Annotated in this window: 15 protein-coding genes and 2 pseudogenes; 12 read left to right on the forward strand and 5 right to left on the reverse strand. The window is 37.4% G+C overall.

Annotation, left to right across the window (positions count from 1 at the left end; translation table 11 throughout):
* Positions 1-192: 192 nt before the first annotated feature.
* Positions 193-713 (reverse strand): annotated as a pseudogene (locus N1I87_RS08650) (GNAT family N-acetyltransferase).
* A gap of 283 nt (positions 714-996) precedes the next feature.
* Here N1I87_RS08650 and N1I87_RS08655 point away from each other — a divergent pair.
* Positions 997-1,170, forward strand: coding sequence for a hypothetical protein (locus N1I87_RS08655; protein WP_048623391.1), 174 nt, complete (start codon positions 997-999; stop codon positions 1,168-1,170).
* Between the two features lie 231 nt (positions 1,171-1,401).
* On the opposite strand, the gene N1I87_RS08660 is transcribed toward N1I87_RS08655, so the two are convergent.
* Positions 1,402-1,950: a methylated-DNA--[protein]-cysteine S-methyltransferase gene (locus tag N1I87_RS08660; RefSeq protein ID WP_341101363.1), complete on the reverse strand. Its 549-nt coding sequence runs from the start codon at positions 1,948-1,950 to the stop codon at positions 1,402-1,404.
* Between the two features lie 6 nt (positions 1,951-1,956).
* Positions 1,957-2,589: a bifunctional transcriptional activator/DNA repair enzyme AdaA gene (locus N1I87_RS08665; RefSeq protein ID WP_341101365.1), complete on the reverse strand. Its 633-nt coding sequence runs from the start codon at positions 2,587-2,589 to the stop codon at positions 1,957-1,959.
* A 143-nt stretch (positions 2,590-2,732) separates the two neighbouring features.
* Here N1I87_RS08665 and N1I87_RS08670 point away from each other — a divergent pair, with 143 nt between their 5' ends.
* The gene (locus N1I87_RS08670; RefSeq protein ID WP_341101366.1) at positions 2,733-3,839 is read left to right on the forward strand and encodes an Ada metal-binding domain-containing protein; all 1,107 of its coding nucleotides are present in this window, start codon (positions 2,733-2,735) and stop codon (positions 3,837-3,839) included.
* 128 nt (positions 3,840-3,967) lie between these two features.
* Here N1I87_RS08670 and N1I87_RS08675 read toward each other — a convergent pair whose 3' ends face one another.
* On the reverse strand, positions 3,968-4,279 hold the full coding sequence (locus N1I87_RS08675) for a CotD family spore coat protein (RefSeq protein WP_003352974.1): 312 nt from the start codon (positions 4,277-4,279) through the stop codon (positions 3,968-3,970).
* A gap of 172 nt (positions 4,280-4,451) precedes the next feature.
* Between N1I87_RS08675 and N1I87_RS08680 the strand changes: the two genes are divergently transcribed.
* The 10 genes and pseudogenes from N1I87_RS08680 to N1I87_RS08725 all read left to right on the forward strand — a co-directional run.
* The gene (locus N1I87_RS08680; protein ID WP_341103326.1) at positions 4,452-5,645 is read left to right on the forward strand and encodes a transposase; all 1,194 of its coding nucleotides are present in this window, start codon (positions 4,452-4,454) and stop codon (positions 5,643-5,645) included.
* A 314-nt stretch (positions 5,646-5,959) separates the two neighbouring features.
* Positions 5,960-6,232, forward strand: a complete 273-nt coding sequence (locus tag N1I87_RS08685; RefSeq protein WP_341101367.1) for a hypothetical protein — start codon at positions 5,960-5,962, stop codon at positions 6,230-6,232.
* Positions 6,186-6,497 (forward strand): DEAD/DEAH box helicase, encoded by a 312-nt coding sequence (locus N1I87_RS08690; protein ID WP_341101369.1) that lies wholly within the window; start codon positions 6,186-6,188, stop codon positions 6,495-6,497. Before N1I87_RS08685 ends, N1I87_RS08690 begins: the two co-directional genes overlap by 47 nt.
* Complete coding sequence (locus N1I87_RS08695) at positions 6,494-8,524, forward strand: hypothetical protein (protein ID WP_341101370.1); 2,031 nt, start codon at positions 6,494-6,496, stop codon at positions 8,522-8,524. Before N1I87_RS08690 ends, N1I87_RS08695 begins: the two co-directional genes overlap by 4 nt.
* A gap of 91 nt (positions 8,525-8,615) precedes the next feature.
* Positions 8,616-9,989, forward strand: coding sequence for an IS1380-like element ISGsp2 family transposase (locus N1I87_RS08700; protein WP_044899598.1), 1,374 nt, complete (start codon positions 8,616-8,618; stop codon positions 9,987-9,989).
* Between the two features lie 200 nt (positions 9,990-10,189).
* Positions 10,190-11,590 carry a BREX-3 system phosphatase PglZ gene (gene pglZ, locus N1I87_RS08705; RefSeq protein ID WP_341103328.1) on the forward strand — a complete coding sequence of 467 codons (1,401 nt, stop codon included), beginning with the start codon at positions 10,190-10,192 and terminating at the stop codon, positions 11,588-11,590.
* A gap of 15 nt (positions 11,591-11,605) precedes the next feature.
* Positions 11,606-12,319 carry a hypothetical protein gene (locus N1I87_RS08710; RefSeq protein WP_341101373.1) on the forward strand — a complete coding sequence of 238 codons (714 nt, stop codon included), beginning with the start codon at positions 11,606-11,608 and terminating at the stop codon, positions 12,317-12,319.
* Between the two features lie 47 nt (positions 12,320-12,366).
* A complete protein-coding gene (locus N1I87_RS08715; RefSeq protein ID WP_341101375.1) occupies positions 12,367-12,948 on the forward strand; it encodes an SNF2-related protein in 582 nt (193 codons plus the stop codon).
* A gap of 35 nt (positions 12,949-12,983) precedes the next feature.
* Positions 12,984-13,862, forward strand: a complete 879-nt coding sequence (locus N1I87_RS08720; RefSeq protein WP_011231214.1) for an IS982-like element ISGsp1 family transposase — start codon at positions 12,984-12,986, stop codon at positions 13,860-13,862.
* A 20-nt stretch (positions 13,863-13,882) separates the two neighbouring features.
* Positions 13,883-16,567 (forward strand): annotated as a pseudogene (locus tag N1I87_RS08725) (helicase-related protein); the annotation flags it as partial.
* A gap of 169 nt (positions 16,568-16,736) precedes the next feature.
* On the opposite strand, the gene N1I87_RS08730 reads toward N1I87_RS08725, so the two are convergent.
* Positions 16,737-18,098, reverse strand: a complete 1,362-nt coding sequence (locus tag N1I87_RS08730; RefSeq protein ID WP_341100516.1) for an IS4 family transposase — start codon at positions 18,096-18,098, stop codon at positions 16,737-16,739.
* Between the last annotated feature and the right edge of the window lie 171 nt (positions 18,099-18,269).

Raw genomic sequence — 18,269 nt, forward strand, 5'->3', positions numbered from 1 at the left:
GTTTTTTATATAAAATATAGTGTAAAAAATAACCTTTGGTTGAAAACTCAAATTTTTTAGAGTTGGTAATCTAATGTTTTGGCCTTCGATGAAGGAAATAGAGAGGACAGCTTAGTGTCGTTCTCTTTTGTTCTATCTTTTTATATAAGATATAGACGGTAATAATGGATTGCCCATTAGAAATTCCTTATTTCAATCAGAGATCACTTTATAATAAAAAACGGTAGAGTGTAGTTCTCCGTTTGCAGATTTTGCGTAATAAGGGATTTTGCCAGCCTGAATATAACCAATTGAAGAATAAAGAAGGTTGGAAGGGTTTCCTTCTTTTGTTTCGAGAACTAATAAGGACCTCCCTACCTTTTTGGCTTTCTCTTCAGCTTTATTCATAAGTAAACGACCAATACCATTACGTCGATATTTAGGGTGTGTCATTAATTTTGCGATCTCAGCTCTATCACTACCGTTCTGCTTAGTACATAGATGTAATTGTACAGTTCCAGCGATCTGATGGTTTATTTTAGCGACAAATAGAAGCACCTCTGGATTTAATACATTTTTCCAATATATTTTGTCATCCGAAAATGACAGTGGTGGCAAAAAGCCTATCGATGCACCATCATCAATACCTGCATCAGAAGTTTCGAAAGTTCATTAATGTGTTCTTCAATAGAAATTAATTGTTCAATTTTTAATTCACTAATCAACAAAGGCATCACCCCAATAAATATATGTATCTTCTTCAAGTTAAAATACACCTTATGTGATTGTTTTTGTGAACTAATTCGACAAACTGCCTAACCATTCCTGTTTTACTTAAACAAACCTGCAACGTTAGTTGGAAAAGGATCTTTTGTTTTCAGTGAATGTAAGAAATGGATGAAAATCTATTTATAGTCTGCGGAATCATAGTTGATATAGTAATACTCTTCCTTATAGCGATTGTCAAAGTAACGAATATTTAGAATGAATGACTGATAGAGAATAGGAGGAATTATGATGTTTAAAGTAATATCGAAATGTTCAAAATGTGGAAAAGAAATCCATGGCAATGAAGAGGTTTATGTAAAAATGCGTTATCCTGAAAGAAGAGGGATGGTTGAAATTAAAGCATTTTTACAAAACGAAGGGAAAATATTTTGTGAAAAGTGCTTTCTTGATATAAAGAAATAAACTTTAATAAAGTCGGAGGAAGAGGTGATTGCAAATAAAGTATGTTTCCTCTTCCAAATCGATATTATGAATCGTCCATCATAATGCGAAAGAAAGATTCTTGATCATACATATTGATGATTTCATGTTACGAATCTTTGTCTAATCAATTTCCGAACAAAGGATGACTTACTTGTCCAACGATTGTTGCACTGAATTGTAGCCGAAAGAGGCAATGTGATCAAGATTCTATTACACATGCAAAGATTTTCCATCGATAAGAGCATTTTTATTTTCCAACTCCAGCAATTGTTTTTTCATCTCCAGACCGCCTCGATAACCTGTAAGAGTTCCATTTTTGCCGATCACACGATGACAAGGCACCACTATTAATACAGGATTGGCGCCGATAGCGGTTCCAACGGCACGAATCGAAGTCGGTTTTTGAAGATAATCCGCCATTTCGGAGTAAGATTTTGTCTGTCCGTATGGAATTTCGCACAATGCGTTCCACACGGATAATTGAAACGGGGTGCCGTATAAATCAACGGGTACCGTAAAAGTTTGGCGCTGGCCTTCAAAATACTGGGATAATTCGTCAATATACGGCTGCAATTTCTGATCATCTTGCACCAATACGCTGTTCGGTAAGCGCTTCTTCAGCCAACGGGATAAATCGGCAAGTGATCCATTTGGAGAGCCGATGTAACAAAGTCCGTTTGTTGTCGCTGCTATATGCATTTTCCATTGTTTATTATCAAACAAAGTCCAATAAACGAATAGATCATTATTTGTATTCATTGTCTTTCAGCTCCACAACGATGTAATTGATGATATTCTGCGGGGGGTATATCCTGTTTCCTTCTTAAACAACGTGATAAAGTAGGATACATTCGGAATGCCTACTGCGAAGGAAATTTCTGTCATGCTTTTATCGGTATGAGTCAAATACTGAATAGCTTTAGATATTCTCGTTTGCCGGATATATTCGGCTGATGTTAACCCTTTGATTCTTTTAAAAGTACGGTGCAAATTGTAAGGACTGCCGTGACAAAAATTCGCCAATATTTCAAGCGTTAAAGTTTTACTGAAATTCGTGTCTATAAAATGGGTGATTTGTGCCACCCAATCTTCATCCGGCAGTCGTTGTTCGGTCGGTTTGCATCGTTTGCATGGACGATAGTTTTCCGATAAAGCTTGCTTGGCATTTTGAAAGATGCGGACGTTTTCCTTTTTAGGGGGCCGGGATTTGCAAGAAGGGCGGCAAAAAATGCCGGTTGTTTTTACACCGTACAAAAATTGATCGTCGTAGGACGAATTATTCATTATAATTGCTTGCCAAATTTCGTCCGTCATCTTTTCCATAACCGGATTTCTTTCATGATCGTTTTGCGAGATGAATTGTATCATCTCGTATTCTTTTTGTGTTTGATTCTTCATTTGGATTCCCTCCATTTTCAGTATACACTGGATGAAGATATCAAGTATGTCTCCACGAATAGAAAAGCAAGATTTCAAAATGACTTTGAAGCATTTTGTATTAAAACTAAGATTGTATTGTTATATAGGAGTGGGGGATTTATATGAAAAACAGTTTGTTTAATCATGAGTGGGATGTCGCTTATTTTGTGGGCGACAAAACAACGAAGATTTATTGTTTCCCCTGGTGCGAAGAGAATAAAAAGACAGAAAACATCATTCGATTTGCGTCTAGAATAGAAGCAGAGCAAGTCGGTTATCGTCCTTGTAAAACATGTTGTTCTCATCTTCCGCATGGTTCCTGGGAAGATCACAAGGATGAAATCAGGTTGATGGTGCCGAAAGAATTCAGCTTTGCCGAAAACATGAAATATTTGTCTATCGCTCCAAACGAAAGTATGTATCGTATCAAAGACAATAGAATTTACAAAGCGGTTCCGATCGAGCAGGAAACAGTATTAATTGAAATTAGTACGGACCATGATGATTCTCTTATCATACGTTTTGTTGGTCACACCATTCCTTCTCATAAATGGGTCCGGGCAGCGGTAGCACGATTCGTAAGAGAATGGTTTGATTTGGAGACTGATTTGCGCCCATTTTACCGTTTAGCGGAAAATGATCCGTTACTGCAAAAAGTCACCAGCCAATTTTATGGACTTCGTCTCATCGGAATTCCCGATTTATTTGAGGCTATCTGTTGGGGGATTATCGGACAGCAAATCAATCTAAGTTTTGCGCGTACTTTAAAAAGGCGTTTCGTGGAAACCTTTGGTCGGCACGTAAACTGGAATGGTGAACCATATTGGATCTTTCCATCCCCTCAAGTCGTCGCGGAATTGAAAATCAGCGATTTAACCGAATTACAAATGTCTGCCAGAAAAGGTGAATATCTCATTGGAGTCGCTCGACTCATGGCGGAAGGAAAATTAACAAAAGAGCGATTGATAGGCGCGGGAGACTATAAGGAAGCGGAAAAGGCCTTAGTCAAAATTCGGGGAATAGGACCGTGGACGGCAAACTATACTTTAATGTTTTGTCTGAGGATGCCTACTGCTTTACCCATTGATGATGTCGGTCTGCACAATGCTATGAAACATCTTCTTGGTTTCGAGAATAAACCTTCTAAAGCAGAAATCTTAAAGTTATTTTCAAGATGGAAAAATTGGGAAGCTTATGCCACTTTTTATTTATGGAGATTGCTTTATTAAGTTTTGATGAATACCCATGTTGAACAGTTTCGGATTAATCAGACTGATTCCGTTAGATAAGATTTAATTGATATCCATATGGAGCCTGTTAAGGAAAAAGTAAAGCCCCGTATGTGGGGCTTTGAAAGTTAAAAGCCAAATGGTCTCGGACAACAAGGATCATGCGGTACTCCACACATCACATGTTGTTCGCAGCATTCATTTACTACAGATTCAGTGTGTGGGAAATAATGCTCATGAGTAATCATATGCTTGTTAACATTAGTGGTATGAGATGGGTGAATATGTGGTACTACAGTATTGGTTAAATTGGTTTTTACGTATTGCTGTGGCGGCGAGACTAATGGTAGATCGTACATAGTTGGATACACTTGTGGCGGACAGAATACCGGGGGACATCCAAAAGAAGGGTGGTGGCCCCATTTTTTGTGTGCGTGCATTTTAATACCTCCATTTTTGATTTGTTTGACAGTAGCAGTATATGAAAGAGGGTGTTTGGTTGTACTAGTTGTTTAACCATTTATGAGTCTTTTTGCGTGGGAAGAAATTGAAGAATTAGGAGATTTAGAACGGCTTCGTCTTGTCATAGAGTACATGCCGGATGAACAGCTCATGAGGGTGCTTGAAAAAGAATGTGGGAAGGGTCGTGATGATTATCCGATTCGAGCCATGTGGAATGCCTTATTGGCTGGGATTGTATTCCAACATGATAGTGATGCAAAACTCCTAAGAGAATTAGCCAGAAATGGGCAATTGCGTTCCCTTTGCGGATTTAATGGAAAAGTGCCTACGCCTTGGGCATTCAGCCGATTTTTACATAAAGTGTTGATGCACCAAGCAGAGGTAGAAGAGATGTTTGACGATTTAGTCAGAGAGCTCAAAAAGATAGTACCGGATTTTGGGAAACGCTTGGCTATAGATAGTAAGGCCATTAAATCCTATGCAGCAAAGAAAAATAAAAACGAAAAAGAGGATGGTCGTCGGGACCTAGATGCAGATTATGGAAAAAAAGTATATCGCGGAACAAGGGAAGATGGTACACGATGGGAGAAAATTGTAAAATGGTTTGGGTATAAACTTCATCTCATCGTTGATGCCAGCTATGAGTTACCGATTATGTTCTCGGTAACAAAAGCAAATGTGCCGGATATAAACGAAGCACATCATCTACTCGAAAAAATGGAAGAACGCCAACCTGAAATACTGAAAAAAGCTGAAATACTAACGAGAGATCGAGGATATGATGATTCGAAGCTAATCATCAACTGTTGGGATCAGCATGCCATTAAACCGGTTATTGATATTCGGAACATGTGGAAAGATGGAGAAAGTACCCGTTTGTTAAATAACAAACAAAATGTAACCTATAATTATAAAGGGAATGTATTTTGTCATTGTCCATCAACAGGAATCAAACGAGAAATGGCATGTGGTGGATTTGATAAAGATCGAAATACCATAAGGAAACTTTGTCCCGCCAAACAATATGGCATGAATTATGAGGGGATGGAAAAGTGTCCGGTGGTAAATGGCATTCGAATCCCGCTTTCAGAAGACCGGAGAATATTTACGCCAATTGACCGTGCCAGCTACAAATGGAAAAGAGAATACAACAAAAGAACAGCAGTTGAACGAGTAAATAGCCGCATTGATCAGGTGTTTGGTTTTGAAAATCACACGATACGAGGGATAAAGAAAATGACCGTACGATGCGGATTAGCTCTTTGTGTGATGTTAGCCATGGCGCTAGGCAGAATAAAAGAAAAACAAGCACAAAATATGAGGAGTCTTGTTTGTGCTGTATAAAAAAATATCCACATGTGAATAAGTAAAAGTAAAAAAATATCCACAAGCAAAAAATGTGGATAAGACAACAGGATTCGTATGCCCTTTTTTGTAAAAAAATAGACACACAAACCATTAAAGGCAGGAAAAGCATAGAAAATCATACCTAAAAATGAAAATGTGGTAAAATTTTAGAGTAAATTTTTTTAATCTAATCTAGAAAATCAGTACATCGCAAAAAGCTCTTATTTAATCGTGCAAGACAATTAGTAGGCGATGAATTATTTCCAATTTGTGGCTTAACTGCAACGCCAGGAAGAAGTAATGATGAAACGATGAAGTTGGTCGATGAATTTGATGCTTACTTAATCCATCCTACACTCCCAAATATAGAAAAATATCAAAAAAATCCACTACTTTATTTTCGTGAAGAAGGTTATTTAGCTGAACCAATCTTTCTATTGAGTAAGGATGGAGAAACTGTTGAAGTACCTGATGAGTATATTGATAATGAAACAGATGATATTAATAGCGAGTATTTAAAAGTTTTAGCTGAAGATCGTGAGAGAAACTTTCATATTACGAGGAGAAATCGAATTTTTATTTAACTATGGCGTTTTAACTACTGGGTTTGATGCACCGAAAACTGACCACTTAATCATTTGCAGACCGACATCAAGTCAAATATTGTATGAACAAATGGTTGGGCGAGGATTAAGAGGGCCAAAATTTGGTGGCACAGAACAATGTAAAATCATAGATTTTTCCCAGAATATAACACGACATGGTAAACCGTTAGCATATGCAAGGTTTATTAAAGATTGGGAAGTTCAACAAGTAAAGAGTTTTAAGGAAGATGAGGTTATTGTATGAAACCAGGTGCTGAAAAACTTTTAAATTATTTAAAAAACAAATCAAATTATACGATGTCAGTCAATGAATGTAAAAAGATAAGTCCCCGTTGGACCGTAAATACATTGAAAAGAATTATAGCCGATTATCCAGGTGTTTTTCAACTAGCCAATGATGAGGTGAGGCTAATTATGAAAAAAACAATTGATTTAGAAGATTATAGGAAAACAAGAACTAGAATTGTAAATGACTTAGAAAAATTTTTAGTAGGCCCATTAGAAGAAGATGAAATTCTAGGTGAAAAGAAACGTCCAATGAATTTATATTTAACCGGTAAACTTGTACCATTTGGTTCTTCTTCGGATGTTGTACCTGAAGATGAATTTGATATACAGACGAATCAGCTTGCTGAAGATGAAAAGGTAGATGAATACTTATCAAAACGAGATATATTCAGAGCTTCAACAATGGGCTTTAGCTTCAAACTTAAAGAACTATGCCCCATCTATATACAAGCTAATTGGGCAATGTATGAGGGAAAAAATCATGCGCGCTCTCCACATGAAGAAGTGTGGGAAATCGAATTAAAAGCAAATGAAACGAAAATTCTCGAAAATAATAAAACAGATTCAGACCCTGCTCGCGTAAAATATACTGTTTTGGAGCGAGATGGTTTATATCACGTGAGCATATTTTTATATAATTCATACGAAAGAGAAGATACTTTTCCGAAACAAGATGAAATTATGTTTCAAACAAAGCTTAAGGTTCGTTTTCCAAAATATCATTTAGCTTATTTCACATCAAAAGCCGACCGATTTAATGTACAAAATGAATTATTGTATCGAGACTTTTATGAACTAGCGATTGGTCATGGGGTCGGGGTGGATTGGAATATTGATTCAGGGCAAGTTACGATTGAATCTACATGGCTTCCTTTTTATGAACTCCCAAATGTTGAGCATCGAACTATTGAAGGACATTCGTTTTCAATGTTGGAGTTAAGTAAACAAACTGCAGAGCAATTAAATGAGACATTATCTATAATTCCAATTGAATACCGAAAATGGCTAAAAGAGCAAAAAGAAGCTATTCAAGATTTAGAGTCTCCTCTTAAAAAAGAAGCGGAAAAAAACATAACAAAAGTAGAGAAAATCATTTCCAGGGTTGAAGAAGGTATCGAAATCATTTCCCAATCGGACGATAGTATTGAAAAGAAAGCATTTCAATTTGCTAACCGTTGTATGATGTTACAACGAGCCCAGACAAAGGTTGCTTTAGAATATCGTTCATCAGGAAACCGCATAAAGCCAAATTATGATGGTAAATGGCGTTTATTCCAAATTATTTTCTTACTTATGAGTATTCCAGGAATAACGAATCCACGCCATCCTGACCGAGATTTAGTGGATTTGATTTGGTTCCCAACCGGTGGTGGAAAAACTGAAGCCTACCTTGGAGTTGCTGCTTTTACGATGGCTTACCGTCGCTTATCAGCAAAAGACATTTTAAATGTAGATGAATATGCTGGTGTTACGGTATTTATGCGCTATACGTTACGTCTTTTAACAACGCAACAATTCCAGCGTGCAGCAGCTTTAGTTTGTGCTGCAGAATATATTCGTGCAGAAGAACCGTTTAGTTATGGAGAAATCCCATTTAGTATAGGACTGTGGATCGGGAGTGATTCATCACCGAATACATATGAAGATGCATGTGAAAAAATAGCAGAAATACGCGAAGGGAAAGAAATTCAAAAAGGGAATCCGATGCAATTATTACATTGTCCTTGGTGTGGAACCGAACTAACACCTGATGATTATGAAATCACTAAGGATAGTCAAAAGATCTCCTGTCATAATCCGCAATGTGAATTTTATGGTAATGAAGGTTTGCCAGTCTATACCGTTGATGAAGCAATATACGAACATGTTCCGACAATAATAATTGGAACGGTTGATAAAATCGCACAAATTGCATGGAAAAATAATATGTATGAACTATTTGGTATGAAAAACTATTATCATCCAGATAAAGGATTTACCTGAATCCGTGACAAAACATCTTTACAATGGTCGCAAACCGTTGATACGATAAGGGAAAACGACGTTGACGATTCTTCATCAAGTAGGTGATGTGATGAAAGATTTCCCGATTCGGTTTGTATTGACAGATGAAGCGATTACCCCAAGTGCTGGGCTTGCTCTCGTTGGCTACTTACTCCATCGAACGAAACTGGATAAACGGGTAAACGCACTTCGGCTTCCAACGGTTCGTCGAGAAGTGCACATTTCCCATAGCGATGTCATTCGCTCGATGATTGGCTTGCTTGCCACAGGAAAAACGGATTTCGATCATATCGAAGCGTATCGTCAGGACGATATCTTTTCGGCATCGATGGGGATTCAGCACGTGCCTTCCTCTCCAACCTTGCGACAACGACTCGATCAGCTCGCTTGTCTTCCGATGACCGAAACGATTCTTTGGGAGGAGTCCATACGTCTGTTGATTCAACGACATGCCACTTTGTCCCCTTGTTGGACCAAAGGAAAGACGACATGGCTTCCCCTTGATATAGATGGTTCCCCATTTGACAACTCCGATACGAAAAAAGAAGGAGTCAGTCGAACGTATAAAGGATTTGACGGTTTTACACCGTTGTTTGCGTATGCAGGGAAGGAAGGGTATCTCGTTCATGCCGAGTTGCGTCCAGGGAAACAACATGTGCAAGACAACATGCCCTCGTTTTTAGTCACCGCTATCCGTCGAGCTCGTCAACTGACTTCATCTCGTCTGCTTGTTCGCATGGATGCAGGAAACGATGCAGAAGCGAATGTGCACGTATGCCTAAAGGAAGACGTGGACTTTGTCATCAAGCGAAACTTACGCCGAGAATCGAAAGCGCTTTGGTTCCAGATCGCTTCGCAAAAGGGCAAACGTGTCGATGATGGACAAAGCGAAGGAGTACAAACCTATGAGCTATGCCTTCCACAGAAGGCAGCGATCGATGGAAACACGTATACGTACGTTCAAGTCACCCAAGTGACGGAACGGACGATGGAACGCAATGGACAGCTGATGCTCGTTCCTGATTATGAAGTGGAAAGCTATTGGGTGCGGCTCAAAGGATACGAGCATGTTCGAATGAGCGATGTGCTCGCGTTGTATCATGACCATGCGACATGCGAACAGTTTCATAGCGAACTGAAGAGCGACTTAGATTTAGAGCGGCTTCCATCTGGGAAGATGAAAACGAATGCGCTCGTGTTGGTCATGGGAGCCTTCGTTTACAATCTTCTTCGTCTGATTGGACAAGATCTATTAAGCGATCCGAGACATCCGTTGCACCACAAAGTGAAACGCCGCCGCATCAAGACGATTATTCAGACGGTGATCACGATGGCAGGGCGACTCGTCCGTCGATCACGACAGATCTGGATGAAACTGACGCGAAGGAGTGGCTATAGCGAGCCCCTACTGAACGTCTATCAGAAATGGAGAGAGGCAAGATAACGAACGAATGTTCGGGCACTAATGTCCAACGTCACTCCCTGTGCTTTTTTGTCTATTTTTTTGGTTCGTATACCTAAAAAAGAGATTTGTTCCATTTTCGGAAATAGAGATGACATAGGTCATAAGCATAAAAAGGGTTTTATGGATTATCAATCCATCAAAATTACAACAAAATCAAAGTCGATTTCAATTCATCACGGATTCAGGTCGAAGAATTTCTTGTTAAAAAATGGGAATCATTATTTTCATTAAGTCATCTTCCAGTTCGAAAACTTGTTACGTCCAATTCCTTTTTCTTTCATCATTTGCAAGAAAAATGGACTGAATTAATCAACGATTTAACAGAAAAAACGCCGCTTCAAATTCGTGAAGTTTTAAGTGAACATCCTTTTGAACACCCAATTGTTCGAAGAATGATGGATGATTTGTTTGATGATGGTTATTTGAATAAGGTAAAAGGGGACCCAAGTAAGTTTCCATCCTGGATGCAACCAGGTATTGAAAATGAAGAAACCAAGGTTGATATCAAAGAAAGGATTTCCAATCTCCATGAACAGACAATGCTATCATTATATGAAGTGGAAAATTATAAAGATTGGATTGACTTAATAGATAAACTATCTGAATATAAAAACGAAGTAATTAAAAGTAATAAAAACAATATAGGAAAATTTAATCAAGTACTAACAGATGTTAATTCCAAGTTTGAAAACTGGATGATGAAAAAATATCACGCATTAACAAGTCTTGCACCTTATCCAAAACCGAAAATGGTACATCACATCCCACACTATTTAAGTAAAGTAAGTCAAGGTAATGATAAAATCGCTTTATTAGTGTTGGATGGAATGAGCTATATACAATGGCGATTTATCGCTGAATATATGGAAAATAATGGTTTCATTTTAAATGAAACTGGGATTTTTGCCTGGGTTCCTACATTAACGTCCGTGTCTAGACAAGCCATTTTTTCAGGGAAAATGCCCCTGGCCTTCAGTCAAACAATTGGAACCACAAATGCGGAAGAAAGACTTTGGAAAAAGTTTTGGGAAGAAAATGGGGTTCTTAAACAATATGTCAGTTACCAAAAAGGACTGGGAAATGAAACATATGATAAAAGTAATATTAAGGGGCTAAACCGAAATTCTACACGAATCTATGGTGCAGTTGTTGATATTATTGATCAATTTACACATAATGCCGTTTTAGGTGAGAAAAGTGTTTATTCGAACTTGAAGATATGGTTGGATTCGGGATATTTGATACAATTAATAACAGACTTACTAAACCACCAATATAATGTATATATTACATCGGACCATGGAAACACCAATGCTGAGGGGATTGGTCGTGTTAATGAAGGAGTATTGGTCGACCAAAAAGGTGAACGGGTACGGATTTATAGTGAACAAACACTTTATGAACATTCACTAGCGCAGATTCCGTCGCTGAAATGGTCGAATATTGGGCTACCGAGTAATTATCATGTCCTATTATCGCCCTATGGGAAGGCTTTCGTACCAAATGGCCAGAAAATCGTAACCCATGGTGGAATCAGTATCGAAGAAGTGATTGTTCCTTTTGTGAAAGTAGAAAGATAAAGGAAGTGGATTGTCATGACAAAACCTGTAGGGTTTGATCAAAAACTGTTATTACATCAACTAGATTATACAGCGATACAATCCAAACAGTATCAACGTAGTGAAATGTATGATGTTTTAGATGGTTATATGCGGAACGATATTAAAGGAGCAAAGTCACGGAAAAATGCTATAACCACGCTTATGAAAATATGGTATTTATTAGATGATGAGTTATTACCTATTAAAGATGAAATTTTAAAGGAATTTCATCAATTTACGGAAGATGAGAGATTATTTGTTCATTGGGGGTTAACTTGTGTTGCATATCCATTTTTTCGTGATATAGCAAATGAGTTTGGACGTCACTTTCAATTACAAGAAGAAGTTTCTAGCAAAACGATATTAAAAAGAATTAAAGATTTATATGGCGATAAAAGGCGAGTTGAAGTTGGAACAAGTGCCGTTTTAACCACGATGAAGTCATGGGGAGTAATTGTTCCAACTGAAAAAACATTTTATAAAGAAAATGACAAAATACAGATTACCAATTCCCTTTTGCAAACTTTTTTAATTAAAGTCTTATTAAAATCTCTAGGAAATAAGGCGTTATATATTGATTTAGTTGAAAATCATCCAATATTTTTCCCGTTCCAATACAATTTAAATTTATTTGAGCTAAGAGAAAGAGAAGAGTTTTCTTTTTATTATGAGGGATTGAATAATTTAGTTGTAGAGAAAGCGGAGTAAAACCTTATTCGTTTGGATAAGGTTTTTTCCTTATGGAGGTCGTGGTCGTGTTGATAAATGGTGAAGTCATTACAAGTTCGTATTTTCCAGAGCCTGTTGAAATCAAAAAATGTGAACCTTATGAAAACTATTATTTTCTGGAAGCGGTAGGAAAAGAGACAAATCATTATTATGAACTTATGGTTGAAAAGGATAAATTAGAATATTTTCAAAAGATAAAGAAAGAACATGTTTTAAATGTTGAGGATATACAAAAGTATATTCAATACGTCCTTCTACAAAACGAATTAAAGTATTCGGAATCGAGAGCATTAGGAAACAAGCAAATACTTCCGTTACCACATCAGATTGAAGCTGTGTATAGTCGGATGCTTCAATCACCTCATGTACGCTTTCTACTGGCGGATGACCCTGGTGCTGGAAAAACCATTATGTCTGGTATGTTAATTAAGGAATTATTGCTCCGAATGGATGTTGACCGTGTACTCATTCTTGTTCCACCTCTCGTGCTGAAACAATGGCAAACGGAGCTTTCAGAAAAATTCAGTTTAGATTTTCAACCCGTGGTGCTAGATAAAACTCAGACAAGCATAAAAATAGCCCTTGCTGGCGGATCTCCAGTAGAATGAAAGTGTCACCCAACATTCGAAAGGAGAGATCCCCCATGCAAGAGCACTTTCATTTTACTACAGATCCAGCCAAACTTCAAAAACAATATGCCGCTATTTTCTGTTTTGTTTCTGCCCAACTGTCGTTGATTCAAATGTATCTTCATCGCCGCAACCGTCACTTGGTCAAGCAAGAAGACGAAGTGGTCATGGCGGTTCACCTTTTGGGGAAGCTGCTGGGCTTTTCTTCCGAACGAGCCTGGCATCGTTTTGTCACGGGAAATTTGTTCACAAACGGCTCGTTTCTTGAACGCTCCCGATACAACCGCCGCTGCCGAGCGCTTGGTTTCGCCATCAAATGGATCCGTCATGAGCTGGCGAAACGTGGCCAACACCATGCTTATGCGGTCGTCGACAGCTTGCCTCTTCCGTTGTGCCATCCCGCAAGAATGCAGCGCGTCAAGCGGTTTCGAGGGATCGCGGATATGGGGTATTGTGCTTCCAAAAAGCAATGGTACTACGGTTTCAAGCTGCATCTTCAAGTGACCAATCAAGGGCTGGCCATGGGCTATGTCGTGACGGAAGCGTCCTGCCACGACGTCAAAGCCGCTGAAACGGTGATGACTCAAATCCCTCATCCCTACAACTTTGGGGACAAAGGGTACATCAGCCACGCTCTTCGAGAAAAGCTGTACGAAGAACACCAAGCCGCGTTCTGGACACCGTCTCGACACAATCAAAAGCACGGCCCATCCAAGGCATGGGAAGAATGGATCAGGAAAAAACGCAAAGTCATCGAGACGGTGTTTTCGATTCTCGTAGACCAATACCGGATCACCGACATTCGAGCGAATTCCATTGCCGGGTTTGAAGTGGCACTCGATGGCATCTTGTTGGCTTATTCCTTGGTCACACTAGGGCTGGTTGAGCGCTGACACTCAACTAGCACCACGGGTTAGATTTTCAAATAATCAATCGCCAAACGTTAAATGAATATGGAAATAAAAATCCGTTTGTTGAAAAAAAGCTTATTTTAGCATCAATGTATTGGGTTGCTCGTGAAGATGTACAACCATTAATTAAAGAAGCTCAATTTGATTTAATAATAGTGGATGAAGCACATAAAATGGCTGCATATTCCTATGGTACAAAAAAGAAAAAAGTGCATCGTACCAAATTGTATCAACTTGGGGAAGCGATCTTACATAAGGCAAGACATGCGTTATTGCTTACTGCAACACCCCACAAAGGAGATTCTGAAAATTTTCGTCTATTATTAAAATTATTAGATGAAGATGTATTTGCAAGTAGTTCACTGAATGAAAGTTTAAAAGAAAAAGCAAATCCTTTTATGATTCGACGATTAAAGGAGAATATGATTAATTTTGACGGAACACCCATTTTTCCTAAACGGACGTCTATTACTGTAGGTTTTGATTTAACTGAAGGAGAATTAGAACTATATGAATCCGTCACTCAATATGTAAAGGAATATTTTAATAAAGCGATGGATAAAGGTAGTCAAAGTACAGCGTTTGCGATGATGTTATTGCAAAAACGACTCAGTTCATCCATCGAAGCTATCTATCTATCTTTAAAACGAAGATATGCGCGATTAGTAAAATTATACAAACAGACCGAAAAAGAGAGACAAAAGTTTCTTCGACAAATAAAAAGACTTGAAGTAAATCATATAGAAGAGGAGTCACTGGAGGAACAAGAAAAAATTGAAAAGCAACTTGAACAGTCTGTTGCGGATCTTGATTTAAAAGAATTGAAGCGTGAAATCTTAGTCTTACAAGGTTTAATTAAAAAGGCAGAACATATACGTTTATATACTGTTGAGAAAAAGTACCAAGAACTTGAGGAAACGTTATTCGGTTTGAATGGCATTTTGAAGAAAAATGAAAAGATTATTATCTTCACTGAATTTGTAGATACATTAAATTATTTAGAAGAAAAGTTATTAAATCGTGTGCCGAAAGTCGCCAAAATAATAGGTAGTTTATCGATGGATGAACGAAGAAAACAAGTCGAATTGTTTCGAAACGAATGCCAAATCATGCTGGCTACTGATGCAGGTGGTGAGTCTATCAACCTTCAGTTTTGTAATCAAATGATAAACTTTGATATTCCTTGGAATCCGAATAGATTGGAACAAAGAATGGGACGAATTCACCGGATTGGACAAAAAAATGAAGTATTTGTATTTAATCTCGTTGCGAAAAATACTAGGGAAGGTCATGTTTTAATTCGCCTCCTAAATAAGATGGAACAAATGCAGGAGGATTTAGGTTCGGATGCTGTTTATAACTTTGTTGGTGATGTTCTAGAAGATGAATATGATAGCCTTGCCGATCTGATGCAGCAGGCTATTATGGAAAGAGAAAATCTTGATGATTTAATTGATAAAATGGATCAAACATTGACCGATGAACATCAAAAGTTAATTCAAATAGTTAAAGAAGAAAGTATGCAAGGTGAAGAGATTGATTTATCATCATTACGAAGAAAGAAAAACTCTATCGTATTAGAAAGAATTCCAGTTAGAGCCTATGCCGATTTTACGAATTATATTTTACAAAAGCGAAGGGTGCGAGTGTCAAAATCACAAAATAATCGAGTTATGCGTATTGAGAGTTTACCTAGGTTTATTCGAGAAGAATTACCTGAGCAAGAAGAAAAGAACAGTTTAGGGCGTTATCGGTATACGAATTCTGTGAAAATGGAGAATGAGGAAACTCCACTTTTTACTGAGAATCATCCACTTTTTCCAGTTGCTTTATCTTTAATGAAAAATGAATTCGAAGGTCAAAATTGGGAACATTACGTTGTTTCGGCCCGAATCCCTGAACAACTATACGTAGAGATATATGCCATAACAATTATAGATGGAACTGGAAAAATTCTAGAAAATCGTTATATTCATATGGCCAAAAGAGAAAATGGCGAGGTAATAGAGCTTGATCATAATTGGATTTTCTTAAATGAATTTGGCCACGGTCAATTTGAAGTGAAAAAGAAAAAAGAGAGTCAATTGTTTAATCATGTTGTTGAACAAGCTGTTCAATTGCGGGATGATGTTTCAAGAAAAAGAACTAAACAATTAAACAAATTACAGTCATTTATTGAAAAATCATTTAGCCAACAATACAGGGAAACATTTGAAAAGCTAAAAACATATCAAGAAGAAAATATAGATAATCGAAATAGCGCATTAATTAACCAAATGAATGCAAAACTTAATGACTTGGATATGAAACGCCAAAACCGGATTCTAGGAATTGAACGGGAGAAAAATATTGCGATGATTCCACCTAAAAAAGTCATTTCCCTTGATGTTTTACCTCAAGGAAAAACAAAACGCGTGTTGGCTTCAGATTATTATGAAGCAGTTCTGGAATATGAAAAAGCAAACGGCCGATTAAATGTGAAACAACATCAAAACTTAGGATTGGTCGACTTTTCAAGCGAACGGTTTAATGGAGAAGAGCGGTTTATAATACTTGTCAATGACTTGAATGCTACTTTTTCAGATGAAGAGCTGGAGGATTTAGAGGATATAAAAGATAAGGTTTATGTTTATTTGGTAGAACAGAAGAATATAAAAACTGAAGTAAAGCTAAGTTCAGTAAATTAAAGAGAAGAAAGTCAGTCTCGTGATATCGACTGACTTTTTTGATATGATTTTTTAAAATTTTAAAAATTTTAAAGAAAGTTAATGTGGTTAAATTTTATATTATCATCATATTGAGCGTTATATTCTAAATCAGCGAGGATAAGTTATTAAAGCTTTAATAGAAATTAACTCAACTTTCGCACACAGAAATATTTAAGCATTGCTTGATATAATTAGGTATAGTGGCCAACCATTTATTCATTTGATTTTTAAAGATGTCCATGTTCAAAGAAACCTCGGCTTCCGCCAAAGTTTGGAAAAGGTCAATAAGTGATTGAAGGGCAGTAATAAAATCTATGTCTTTTACATCTTCGCAAAGGATGTAAAAAAGGTTGCCAATCGTCTTAGGATCCTCCTCTTTTCGCATTTGCCAAGCAATGAGAATATATCGTGTAAAAACAATGGTTGTATGGCTAATTAACATGTCGTAGGAACGTCCCTGGAATTCTTTCTCTAAATTTAAAAGGGATTTATTGCATTTGAAGAAGACTTCAATGTCCCAACGCATGCCGTAAATACGAATGATCTCTTCATTTTCTAATGTTGTATCTGTGCTGAGAATGGCAAGCCATTCGCTCCGTTTATTACGGTTTCGTACAAATAGAATTTTTACTGGAATTCCATTGTCTAAAGTAGCATAAACGGATCCGCGAATGTCTTTTTTACCCATGTGAGGTTTTGCCAATTTGTAAAGTTGATTCAGTGTGAAACGTTCACCATTGTAAACGTATCGCTGCTTTAATTGCTTCACCAAGCCAATGACAAATAACCCTTTGTTCGTAATCTTCTCAATTAAAGGCGCTTGTGTAAACCAGGAATCCATGAGAACATAGTCAGCTATAATCCCTTTTTCAAGCGCATGATCAAGTAAAGCTGAAGCCACGTCCGGTTTTGATTTCAGAGCTTCCTGGCGACGCTTATAGCCAGATGTTCGTTTATCAATATTGGTATTGATTTCTTGCAGGCGATTTTCCTTTTTCGGTGAACTTAGAAGAGCAAAATCAACGGGAATAAAAGTAAAACTATCGGTCCAGCCAAGGGTAAGCATTTGAAACCCTTTCAAGTACTGATGGGTAGAGTGATCAAAAACCTTAGCCAACAGTTCAACCGACTTACTACGGTTTCTTGAAAAGACAGAATCATCAATCACAAAAGCTGTGACACGATCTTTTGAAGTTAATGGTTGAAGCAGACGGATCATTTCACTGCTTAATGAAAGCAGAAACTTTCTCCAATGATAGGTTGGTGTATTTAAAAAGCGATAGACTGTATCCTTTCCGGGCAGATCCTGAGATCGTTTACTCATAAAAGCACGAAACCAGTTCTTATATTGGAAGACTAAAAGAAAAATCCGTTTGAAAACAGTAAGACAAGAATACCCGGAAAGTTTCGTAATATTCGCTTTTCTTAAATGATATCCAATATTTAATTCGGAAAATCCTTGTTTAATTTCTTTTGGTAATTGCGCAAAGTAGTCTTTATTCGTTATCATAGTGGTGACACCTTTCTTTTGGATTTGGTTTCGTCACCAATATTTTACCAAAAGAATAGGTGTCTTTCTTTATGTTTTAAAAAATGTCAAATGATAATTTTGTACTTCCCAAAACCATTTACATCAAGCATTTAAACAAGATTTTGGACTGCGAAAGCTGAGTAAATACTT

It is taken from the genome of Bacillus sp. FSL W8-0102 (assembly GCF_038007225.1).
In the GTDB taxonomy this organism is placed as follows: Bacteria; Bacillota; Bacilli; order Bacillales; family DSM-4216; genus Bacillus_O; species Bacillus_O smithii.

Coding starts and splice junctions, on each gene's coding strand:
- N1I87_RS08680 (WP_341103326.1), top strand. CDS start 4,452: ATGAGGGTGCTTGAAAAAGAATGTGGGAAGGGTCGTGATGATTATCCG.
- N1I87_RS08655 (WP_048623391.1), top strand. CDS start 997: ATGTTTAAAGTAATATCGAAATGTTCAAAATGTGGAAAAGAAATCCAT.
- N1I87_RS08660 (WP_341101363.1), bottom strand. CDS start 1,950: ATGAATACAAATAATGATCTATTCGTTTATTGGACTTTGTTTGATAAT.
- N1I87_RS08720 (WP_011231214.1), top strand. CDS start 12,984: ATGCAAGAGCACTTTCATTTTACTACAGATCCAGCCAAACTTCAAAAA.
- N1I87_RS08675 (WP_003352974.1), bottom strand. CDS start 4,279: ATGCACGCACACAAAAAATGGGGCCACCACCCTTCTTTTGGATGTCCC.
- N1I87_RS08695 (WP_341101370.1), top strand. CDS start 6,494: ATGAAACCAGGTGCTGAAAAACTTTTAAATTATTTAAAAAACAAATCA.
- N1I87_RS08710 (WP_341101373.1), top strand. CDS start 11,606: ATGACAAAACCTGTAGGGTTTGATCAAAAACTGTTATTACATCAACTA.
- N1I87_RS08670 (WP_341101366.1), top strand. CDS start 2,733: ATGAAAAACAGTTTGTTTAATCATGAGTGGGATGTCGCTTATTTTGTG.
- N1I87_RS08665 (WP_341101365.1), bottom strand. CDS start 2,589: ATGAAGAATCAAACACAAAAAGAATACGAGATGATACAATTCATCTCG.
- N1I87_RS08730 (WP_341100516.1), bottom strand. CDS start 18,098: ATGATAACGAATAAAGACTACTTTGCGCAATTACCAAAAGAAATTAAA.
- N1I87_RS08685 (WP_341101367.1), top strand. CDS start 5,960: ATGAAGTTGGTCGATGAATTTGATGCTTACTTAATCCATCCTACACTC.
- N1I87_RS08700 (WP_044899598.1), top strand. CDS start 8,616: ATGAAAGATTTCCCGATTCGGTTTGTATTGACAGATGAAGCGATTACC.